Source organism: Paramesorhizobium leguminum (assembly GCF_003217235.1).
GTDB lineage: Bacteria > Pseudomonadota > Alphaproteobacteria > Rhizobiales > Rhizobiaceae > Paramesorhizobium > Paramesorhizobium leguminum.
The window spans coordinates 18,550-28,037 of record NZ_QJTF01000030.1; the positions used below are offsets into that span (position 1 = coordinate 18,550).

7 protein-coding genes and 1 pseudogene are annotated in these 9,488 nt (G+C 61.0%); 2 read left to right on the top strand and 6 right to left on the bottom strand.

Annotated elements, in window-relative coordinates; genetic code table 11:
* Window positions 1-12: 12 nt before the first annotated feature.
* The 5 genes from smc to C7477_RS17315 form a co-directional block, all read right to left on the bottom strand.
* Entirely contained in the window at window positions 13-3,471 is a 3,459-nt protein-coding gene (gene smc, locus C7477_RS17290) for a chromosome segregation protein SMC (protein WP_110754438.1), read from the bottom strand.
* 228 nt (window positions 3,472-3,699) lie between these two features.
* Window positions 3,700-4,404 carry a DsbA family protein gene (locus C7477_RS17300; protein WP_110754440.1) on the bottom strand — a complete coding sequence of 235 codons (705 nt, stop codon included), beginning with the start codon at window positions 4,402-4,404 and terminating at the stop codon, window positions 3,700-3,702.
* Between the two features lie 91 nt (window positions 4,405-4,495).
* Entirely contained in the window at window positions 4,496-5,002 is a 507-nt protein-coding gene (locus tag C7477_RS17305; protein ID WP_110754442.1) for a DUF721 domain-containing protein, read from the bottom strand.
* A 2-nt stretch (window positions 5,003-5,004) separates the two neighbouring features.
* On the bottom strand, window positions 5,005-6,342 hold the full coding sequence (locus C7477_RS17310; protein ID WP_110754444.1) for an O-antigen ligase family protein: 1,338 nt from the start codon (window positions 6,340-6,342) through the stop codon (window positions 5,005-5,007).
* Complete coding sequence (locus C7477_RS17315) at window positions 6,339-7,097, bottom strand: glycosyltransferase family 25 protein (RefSeq protein ID WP_245411888.1); 759 nt, start codon at window positions 7,095-7,097, stop codon at window positions 6,339-6,341. Before C7477_RS17315 ends, C7477_RS17310 begins: the two co-directional genes overlap by 4 nt.
* Before the next feature lie 131 nt (window positions 7,098-7,228).
* Between C7477_RS17315 and mutY the strand changes: the two genes are divergently transcribed.
* Both mutY and C7477_RS17325 read left to right on the top strand, forming a co-directional pair.
* Window positions 7,229-8,305 (top strand): A/G-specific adenine glycosylase, encoded by a 1,077-nt coding sequence (mutY, locus tag C7477_RS17320; RefSeq protein ID WP_110754446.1) that lies wholly within the window; start codon window positions 7,229-7,231, stop codon window positions 8,303-8,305.
* Window positions 8,302-8,916 (top strand): HAD family hydrolase, encoded by a 615-nt coding sequence (locus C7477_RS17325; RefSeq protein WP_110754449.1) that lies wholly within the window; start codon window positions 8,302-8,304, stop codon window positions 8,914-8,916. The genes mutY and C7477_RS17325 overlap by 4 nt, the downstream gene beginning before the upstream one ends.
* Before the next feature lie 366 nt (window positions 8,917-9,282).
* On the opposite strand, the pseudogene C7477_RS17330 reads toward C7477_RS17325, so the two are convergent.
* Window positions 9,283-9,488 (bottom strand): annotated as a pseudogene (locus tag C7477_RS17330) (IS110 family transposase); the annotation flags it as partial.

A 9,488-nucleotide genomic window follows, 5' to 3' on the forward strand; every position in this document is an offset into this window, starting at 1 on the left:
TGGCTTTTGCAATCAACTCGCTTCCAGCAACCGTTCCGCCATCTGCAAATCCACCGAGACGATCTGGGAAACCCCCTGCTCCGCCATCGTGACGCCGAAGAGGCGGTTCATGCGGGCCATGGTGATGGGATTGTGGGTGATGACGACGAAACGGGTTTCGGTCGAAGCCGCCATTTCGTCCATCAGATTGCAGAAGCGCTCGACATTGTGGTCGTCGAGCGGGGCGTCCACCTCGTCCAGCACGCAGATCGGCGCGGGGTTGGTGAGGAACACCGCAAAGATCAGCGCCATCGCCGTCAATGCCTGCTCACCGCCGGAAAGCAGCGTCATGGTCTGCGGCTTCTTGCCCGGCGGGCGGGCGAGGATTTCGAGCCCGGCATCAAGCGGATCGTCGGATTCGATCAGCTGCAATTCCGCCGTGCCGCCGCCGAAGAGGTGGGTGAACAGCCGCTGGAACTGCGCGTTGACCACATCGAAGGCGGCAAGCAGGCGTTCGCGGCCTTCGCGGTTTAAATTCTGGATCGCCTGGCGCAGCTTCTTGATCGCCTCGATCACGTCCTCGCGCTCGTTGACGATGGCTTCCAGCCGCTCGGCCAGCTCCTGATGTTCCTCGTCGGCACGCAGATTGACCGCTCCAAGGCGCTCGCGCTCGATCTTCAGCCTTTCCAACCGGCGCTCGATTTCTTCCACCTGCGGAAGCGGATCATCTGGCTTCAGCCCGGTCATGCGGAATGCCTCATGCGGCTGGCAGTTCAGCGCCTCGTGGATGCGATGTTCCGCATCGTGCCGCCGTTCCTCCGCGGCCGTGCCTCTCTCCTCTGCCCGCGCGCGCGCCTCGCGCGAAACGGCGAGATCCTGAATGGCCTGCGTGGCGAGCTTGTCGAGTTCGGCCTGTTTCGTCTCCGCCACCGCCAGCCGGTCGGCGGCTTCGCGGCGCAGCGCCTCGGCGCCCGTCAGTTGGGTCAGCAATGCGCGGCGGCGTTCTTCGATCTCGTCCGGCGCATCCGCTAGCTCCTCAGCCTCGGCGGCCGTCTCGGCGCGACGTTCGGCCAGTTGTTCAATCTGGCGGTCGGCATTCGCGGCACGGGCGATCCAGCTTCGGCGTTCCTGCCCGATGGCCTCCAGCCTTCTCACGCGGGCGTCCGCCTCGCGGCGCAAACCTTCATGCACCGCCCTCGCCTCGGCCAATGCGGCGCGATCGGCCATCACTTGCGCCGTTTCATGGGCAAGGCGCGCGTTCACCTCTTCGATGTCAGGCATGGAGGCGAGAATATCTTCCGCCACCGCGAACTGGATTTCCGTTTCCTCCAGTGTCTCGGCGATCCGCGCTCTCGCCTCGTCCAGCGCGGCGCGGCGGCTGGAAAGCTGGCCGCTTGCGCGCTCGGCGATGGCAAGCGCCTCGCGGGCTTCATCCAGCGCGCGTTGCGCGGCTCGCCAATAGTCACGCGCCATGCGTTCGCGCTCCACCGCCTCGCGCACCGCAGCCTCGCCTCGGGCCACCGTAACCTCGATGCTCTGCAAAGTTTCACGCGCGTCGACGGCTTCCTGTTCCAGCTCCGCCAGCCGGTTCTTCTGGGCAAGGCGCTGCGCGGCGGGTGTGGGTGCATCAGCGCTGGCGGTGTAGCCGTCCCAGCGCCAGAGCGCGCCTTCCCGGCTCACCAGCCGTTGTCCAGGCATAAGAAGCTTTTGCAGGCGAGGACCGTCAGCCTCGTCAACCACGCCGATCTGCTTGAGCCTGCGAGAGAGCTCACGCGGCGCGGTCACATGGAAAACGAGCGCTTCGGCCTCTTCCGGCAAAGCGGGATCGTCATCCGCAACGCCGGCTCCGGCCCAGAAGACCGGGGCGTTCGAATCCGCGGGCGCATCCAGATCCTCGCCGAGTGCCGCTCCAAGCGCCGTCTCGAAACCTTTCTCCACGCGAACCGCCTCGACGATGGCGGAATATGCGCCGGCGGCATCGGCATTGAGGATTTTCGCAAGCGTACGAGCTTCCGTCTCGATGCGGTTCAATTCACCCCGCGCGTCCGCCAAGGGCTGGCGTAAGCCCGCTTCATCCATACGCTTCTGCTCGACATGCTCCTCCGCGGCAATGGCTGCGTCTTCGGCGGCAGCAACCGCCTCTTCTGCCGCTTCAACGGCGAGGCGCTTTTCTTCCGGGTCGGCAAGGGCTGCGATTTGTGTGCCAAGGGCTGCGATATCGCGCTCGACTTGCTCCATCTGCGCGGCCTGCCGGTCGCGTCGCTCGGCGGCTTCACGTAAACTACGCTCGACCTGCCCGCGCTGCGCCACCGCCTCGGCGCGTTCCGCCGTCACGCGCGCGAGGTCCGCCTCGCTGGATTTCAGCCGGTTATCGGCCTCTTCGAAAGCCTCGCGGGTTTCGATCTCGCGATCACCCGCGTTGTCGTTATCGATGTTGAGCGCGCGCTCTTCCTCGTCGAGACGCGCCAGGATATCGGCGTTCTCCCGAACCATCTGCTCCTCGCGCACGATATCGCCAGCCAGCTGTTCCAGCCGCTTGAAAAGCTCAGACCGGCGGGCACGGATACGCTCCGCCTCCTGGTCAAGCTGGGTGCGGGCAATGGTCAGGCGTTGCAGCGCGGCGGCAGCCTTGGCCTCGCCGTCACGCAGTTCAGGCAGGCGATGGGCGGCAATCGCCTGCTCCTTCGCAGCAAGCATCTGCGTTTGCGCCTTTTCCGCGACAAGCATTGTCGCCGCGGAAAGCGCGCTTTGCGCATCGGCCTCCTGCGTCTTGGCGAGCGACCATTTCAGATGCAGCAGAATGGCTTCCAAGCTGCGAATATCGGCGGAAAGCGCCTTGAACCTGTTAGCCTGGCGCGCCTGCCGCTTCAGGCTTTCCAACTGGGTTTCCAGCTCGCCGACGACATCCTCGAGCCGTTCGAGATTGCCTTCGGCGGCACGCATACGGAGCTCCGCCTCATGGCGGCGCGTATGCAGGCCGGAGATGCCTGCCGCCTCTTCCAGAAGCGCGCGGCGCGCCTGGGGCTTGGCCTGAATCAATTCCCCGATGCGGCCCTGCCCCACCATGGAGGGCGAACGCGCGCCGGTGGATTGATCGGCGAAGAGAAGCTGAACATCCCTGGCGCGGGCTTCCTTGCCGTTGATGCGATAGGCCGAGCCCGCCTCACGCTCGATGCGACGGGAGACCTGCAATTCATCCGCATCGTTAAATGACGCAGGCGCCGTGCGGTCGTGGTTCTGGAGAAAGAGCGTGACTTCGGCAGTGTTGCGCGCGGGGCGGTTGCCCGAGCCGGAAAAGATCACGTCGTCCATGCCGGAGGCGCGCATGTTCTTGTATGAGCTTTCGCCCATCACCCAGCGCAGCGCCTCGACCAGATTGGACTTGCCGCAACCATTGGGCCCGACAACGCCGGTCAACCCACCCTCGATGACGAACTCCATCGGCTCGACGAAGGATTTGAAGCCCACAAGGCGGAGTTTGGAGAAACGCATTAGCGGGGTTCTCCATGGAAATGTTGGCGCGGGGATACCCCCCTCTGCCCTGCCGGGCATCTCCCCCTCAAGGGGGGAGATTGGCTGACATGTCCCTCCGCCATTACCTTGCGAACGTTTGCGATTGGTGCTGCACGTCTATGAAGGCATGATCTCCCCCCTTGAGGGGGAGATGGCTGGCAAGCCAGAGGGGGGTGGTCCCAGCCGCCGCGCCTCAACAATCCCAGCTCAAAGAAGACCGTCGATGATCGCCGACATCTGCTCAACCGACAGCGCTCCAACGTATTTCTTCCCGTTTATAAAAAAGGTCGGTGTCGCGGTGACGCCGAATTCCTTCTCGCCGCGCTCCCGCGTTGCATTCAGATCATCGAGAAGCTGCTGGTTCGTCAAGCAAGCTTTGAAGGATTCCGGTGTAAAACCGGCGAGCTTGGCGATTTGCAGCAAAGCCGCCTCGGCATCCTGTGCCACGGCCCATTGGTCCTGCTGCTTGAACAGCACATCGACCATTGGGTAATAGCGGCCATCAGGCGCGCAGCGCGCCAGCATGAAGGCGGCGGCGGCGCGCGGATCGAAGGGGAACTCGCGCAGGATCAGCTTCGCCTTGCCGGTATCGATATATTTCTGCTTGATGGCCGGCAGCGTCTTTTCGGTGAATTCGGCGCAATGCGGGCATGTCATCGAGGCATATTCGACGATGGTCACCGGCGCATCGGCGTTGCCCAGCACCTCGTCCTTCAGCTTGCCCGGCGCATAGAGCTTGGCGGTATCCACCGTGCCCTCGGGAGCAGGCGCGTTGGAGGTGGCGGCGGTCGTCTCCTTCGATGGCGTCCCGGAGGCATCGCTCGAGGAATCGCTACACGCGGCAAGCGCCACGCCGGCGGCGGATATGGCCGCCAGGGAAAGAATATCTCTACGGTTCAATTTGGCAGCCATTCGAATCACCTATATGGTTCGTCTGTTTTCGTTGTCTGTTTGATTGTTTTCTAGGCCAAGGAAAGCGCGAAGTCTTTGGATTTCCGCAAGATTACCGTTTTTTAATTCGTTCGGCAATCACGCTGCGGCCGAGCCTTGCAAGGGCGGCGCGCAGGCCGTCGTCCTCTATTGCGCCAGTCGCAGCCTCAATGCGTTTTTCCGACGCGGCGTCTACAACAGGTGGGCCTTTCCGGCGCGGGCGCGCGGCAGTCGCAACCGGCTTCTGCTCGATCTTGATCCGCCCGATCGCGGCAAAACCCAGGAAAGAATTGACGCGGCTGATGATTTCGCCCGTCTCGTGCTGGATACGGATAGCCGCGAAACCTTCGCATGCGATGACGAGCGTCGCGGGCTGAAACGGATCGTCCTCATGGGCGCGGCGCGGCCAGACGATCTTCAACGGTCGCGACTGAGCACCCAACGCGGCGCCTATGACATCTTCCCAGGATTGCACGAGAGCCAGATTAATGCCGGCGCGCTTGCGAAGCACGGGGTCGAGAACGCCCGATGCCGTATCCGCCAGTGGCCTGAAGCCGGTGTGGTCCTGCCTGTCGCCCAATCCTACCCCTTCGCTCCGGCGGTGTTGACGCTCACGCCACGCCGCTCGGCCATGGCGGAACGCGAGACAGCCGCATTGAGCGCGCCCAAAAAGAAGAAAATTCCAGAGATCGTCACCTCATGCAGCAGCGGATTGTGCAGCATTCCATAGGCTGTGCAAGCGATGATAAAATAAATGATGGCGCGCGTCATTGCGAAGCAATCGGAATGACGAAAAAGGTGCGACAACGCGAAATAGGCGCAGGCGAAAAGAAGAACCAAGCCGATCACGCCGCCATTCAACAACTCGTCCAGCACGGCATTGTGCACATGACGGTATCCGTCCAGCAACGGGGCGTTCTCTCCCGCTTTGGCGCGAACCGCGTCCATCTTGGCATAGGAGCCGACACCGATGAGCGGATGCTCCAGTATCACTTGCTTGGCGCCCTCCCACATAACAAGGCGGGTTTCCGCCGACGATTGCAAGCGGGCAGTGACTGGAGGGACAGCGACTGGTGGTTCGCCTCCTCCTTTGCCTGCATCGGCCGATGGCTGTGCATCGGCTGATGCCTGGCTTTCCGCTTTGCCTGCGTCGGCCGTTTCGTGATACTCGATGATCGAGGCAAAGCGGCTGTGACCAATACGGTCCACCAGATTGAACGATACAATACCATATGCCGCGAAGACTATTGCGACATACGAAATCATTCTGGTTTTCAGCGTGAACCTCTGGAGCCAAATCAGCATCTCGACAAGCGCGAAGACCGGAAGAACCACCAGCACGGCACGCGTTCCGGATGCAAGTATTACAACGGAACAAAGAATGAGCCACCACGGGCCATTCGGCAGGTAGCGCGGTGCGCCCCGTATGGGAATGGTGGCGCCAATTGCTGCAAGACCGGCGACAAAGGCAAAAACGGCGGGATTGCCGCCGACGCCGATCCGCCCGCCATAGAGGATGACAAGAGTCAAAGTAGCGAGAAATGCCAGGACGGTGCCAACCCGCGATCCCACGACGAAGGCTTTCAAAGGATCCCGCATGAGAACCATGCCCGGACCGGCAAAGGCAAAAATGGTGAAAAGCAAGGTATAACCGACCTGCCGGTTATCCATGATCGGCTCGCCGCGCACGAAAATCAGCCCGAGCGACCAGATGCCGTAAAGCACGGCGCAGATATAGAAATTGCGCGCGAAAAGGCGCGTAGTCCTGTGCCGTCCACAGGTAAGATAGATGCCGATGCAAGCGAACACGAACAGGACTATGGGCCCGAGGCCGATACGCACCGGCATCATCGCCGCGCCGACGCCCAAAACCCACGGATCGACGCGCCGGCGCACCAGAAAGGACTTTCGCAGGATCATTCTTTCACATCCGTCAGATGATTTGGCGCACAGGCGAAGCATATGCGGCGCGCATAGTCGCTTGTCCTGAACATCAATGCCCCTATTCGCTTCCACACCGCCAGTTTGGCGCTCGCATAGGCTGTACGATCGGCAATGGTGGAAACCGCCTGCGGCGAGAATTCGACCAAGGGCCGATCGGTTGTGAAAATTGCATAATTACCGCTCCATCCGCGCTCCAGCGCAATATCGTAGGGGATGCGCATGGGTCTCAACGCAGCAAGAATCTTTTTCGCCCCCTCTCTGGTTACCACATACGCGGCAGAGCTTCCAAGCGGGCCATGAGCGCATCGCCCTATCGAAAAGCGGGAGCCGATGCGCCTGAACGATCGAAAAAGCGGCGTGCGATGATTGACGAGCTTGACGGCGTCCCAGCCCGATACCTGAGCGAGAGCGTCGATGAACGGCACAAAGTCATGGGTAAATATGATATCGTCCTCGACGATGACCGCGTGCGGTGCATCGCCGTTGGCGATTTCCCGAAGCGCGTTCAAATGGCTGAAATAACAGCCGATCTCGGCCGGCATGACATTTTTGCCATGATAACGCCTGAACCCCGCTTCATCTAAATCCGCAAGGGATGACGGCAATAGAGCGCGCCCATCCACAGCCGGAATCCGGTGGATCGCGACGTGAAATCGCGCTGCGCTGTCCTTCACCGCCTGCAACCGCTCATGCGACCGGTCAAGATTGATGACATAGACGGGTATCGGCAAGGAGTAGCCTTCTGGACCGTTTCGTGTTGTATCAGCGGTGGAACGCATAAGCGTGAAAGTCAACAGGACCATAAAGAAACAACGGCCGAAATTAGCCTATCGTCGCAATGCGGAGCATAAACAGGATATCGATGAATCGCAAAGCCCGGCAATTGCTTCAATGGTACGACACCCATCATCGCCTGCTGCCATGGCGGATAGCACCGGCGCAGCGCCTGGCCGGAGAAGTCGCCGATCCCTACCGTGTGTGGCTGTCGGAGATCATGCTGCAGCAAACGACGGTCGAGGCGGTGAAGGCCTATTTCCGGACCTTCGTCGCACGCTGGCCAACGGTCCGCGCGCTGGCGGCGGCAAGCGATGACGAAGTGATGCGCGCATGGGCCGGACTTGGCTATTATTCGCGCGCACGAAACCTGAAAAAATGCGCCGAAATCATCACGGGCGAGATGGACGGCGAATTTCCCTCGACGTTCGAAGGGCTGAAGGCTCTCCCCGGCATCGGCGACTACACGGCGGCGGCAATCGCAGCCATCGCATTCGATCGTCCTGCCGCGGTGGTTGATGGCAATGTAGAGCGCGTCGTCACGAGACTTTTCGCCATAACGACACCGCTTCCCGCCGCGAAGGCGGAGATCCGCGCGACGATGCAGGCGATAACCCCTGAAATCCGGCCCGGCGACTTTGCCCAAGGCATGATGGATCTGGGCGCCACGATCTGCACACCCAGACGACCCGCTTGTACGCTTTGCCCCGTCAATGACGGTTGCAAGGGGCTCCAAGGAGGCTATCCCGAAGTTTTCCCGGTCAAAGCCCCGAAGAAGAAAAGGCCGGTGCGCCTGGGCGCGGCTTTCGTCGCCATATCGCCCGGCGGCTCGGTATATTTGCGCAAGCGGCCCGCCTCTGGTCTTCTGGGCGGCATGGCCGAAGTGCCGTGCACCGGCTGGACCGCGCGGGTGGATGGCGACACATCCGCGAATGCAGCCCCCTTTCCCGCGCAATGGAGCGATTCAGGCAGCATTTCTCATGTTTTCACCCATTTCGAGCTGCGGCTTACCGTCTACCGGGCTGACGACATTCCGGAGCAGGCCATCGGCGCCGGCTGGTGGTCAGTTCCCGACGAGTTACCGCGCGAAGCCTTGCCGACCGTCATGAAAAAGGCGATAGCCGCGGCGATACCTGATGCTTTCAAGGGGAGACAGATCGCATGAACCAACCCGTCAAACACATCGTCTTCGATATCGGCAAGGTGCTGATCCATTACGATCCCCATCTGGGCTTCGCCGACATCATTCCGGACGATGAGGAACGTCGCTGGTTTCTGGAAAACATCTGCACGCATGACTGGAACCTGGAGCAGGACCGGGGCCGGACATGGGAAGAAGCGGAAGCCCTGCTGATCGGGATGCATCCCGAGCGGGCCGACCACATCCGCGCCTTCCGCAAGAACTGGCACAGAATGGTGCCCCACGCCTATGAGGCGAGCGTCGCGATCCTGGAGCGCCTCGTCGCCGATGGCCATGACGTGACGATGCTGACCAACTTCGCATCCGATACGCTCCGCGAAGCGCAGCTACGCTTTCCGTTCCTGACGATCAGCCGCGGCGTGACGGTCTCCGGCGATATTGGCCTCTTAAAACCCGATATTGCGATTTATGAGCATCATGCCAAAGCCTTCGATCTCGAACCGGCGGCGACGCTGTTCATCGACGATTCAGCCGCTAATGTCGAAGGCGCCCGCGCCGCAGGATGGCAGGCGGTGCAGTTTACAAGCGCGGAGCAGTTGAAAGCTGACTTGAGGCAGGCTGGGATTGAGATTTAGCCAAAAACACGAAACGCCCGAGGCCGGAGCCACGAGCGCTTCATGATCAGACTTTGACTGGAGGTCGTCCGATTGGGTTGGAGTGTGACTCCGAATAGTGACGAGACTTTGTTTTCGGCTGCATGACCTTGCACGGGAAGGTCACAACTTTCCGTGATCATCGCTGAGGTTTTTTTAGAGCGCTTCCTCTTTTGATGGAATCGCTTGGTGTCCTTTTGCGCCGTTGTCGTGAATGGATAGGTTGAGGCATGGATTCCTGTGACAAGCACAGGAATGACGGGTGGAGATGTTTTTTTCCTCTACCGGGAACCGTTCTTTCCAGGCAGAAACGTTGGAATTTAGCCGTTAACAGCAAACCTTCCGTCATCAAGTCAGTTGCGGTTTGGGAGCGATTTGGTCACGGATGCGGGCGTTTGCGCGGATGATGATCTTTCGCATGATGGCTGCAAGAGCGAGGCGCTTTGGCTTCCCGGCTTTGAGGAATGCCTTGTATGCCGCGGCCAGATCATTTTTGCCGCGGATGGCGGTCAGGGCTGCGATGAAGAGCATCGGCCTGATGTGACGGCGCCCGC

What these genes read in the sequence shown, in the direction of transcription:
- smc (WP_110754438.1), bottom strand. Translation starts at nt 3,471, where the DNA reads ATGCGTTTCTCCAAACTCCGCCTTGTGGGCTTCAAATCCTTCGTCGAG.
- C7477_RS17300 (WP_110754440.1), bottom strand. Translation starts at nt 4,404, where the DNA reads ATGGCTGCCAAATTGAACCGTAGAGATATTCTTTCCCTGGCGGCCATA.
- C7477_RS17310 (WP_110754444.1), bottom strand. Translation starts at nt 6,342, where the DNA reads ATGATCCTGCGAAAGTCCTTTCTGGTGCGCCGGCGCGTCGATCCGTGG.
- mutY (WP_110754446.1), top strand. Translation starts at nt 7,229, where the DNA reads ATGAATCGCAAAGCCCGGCAATTGCTTCAATGGTACGACACCCATCAT.
- C7477_RS17325 (WP_110754449.1), top strand. Translation starts at nt 8,302, where the DNA reads ATGAACCAACCCGTCAAACACATCGTCTTCGATATCGGCAAGGTGCTG.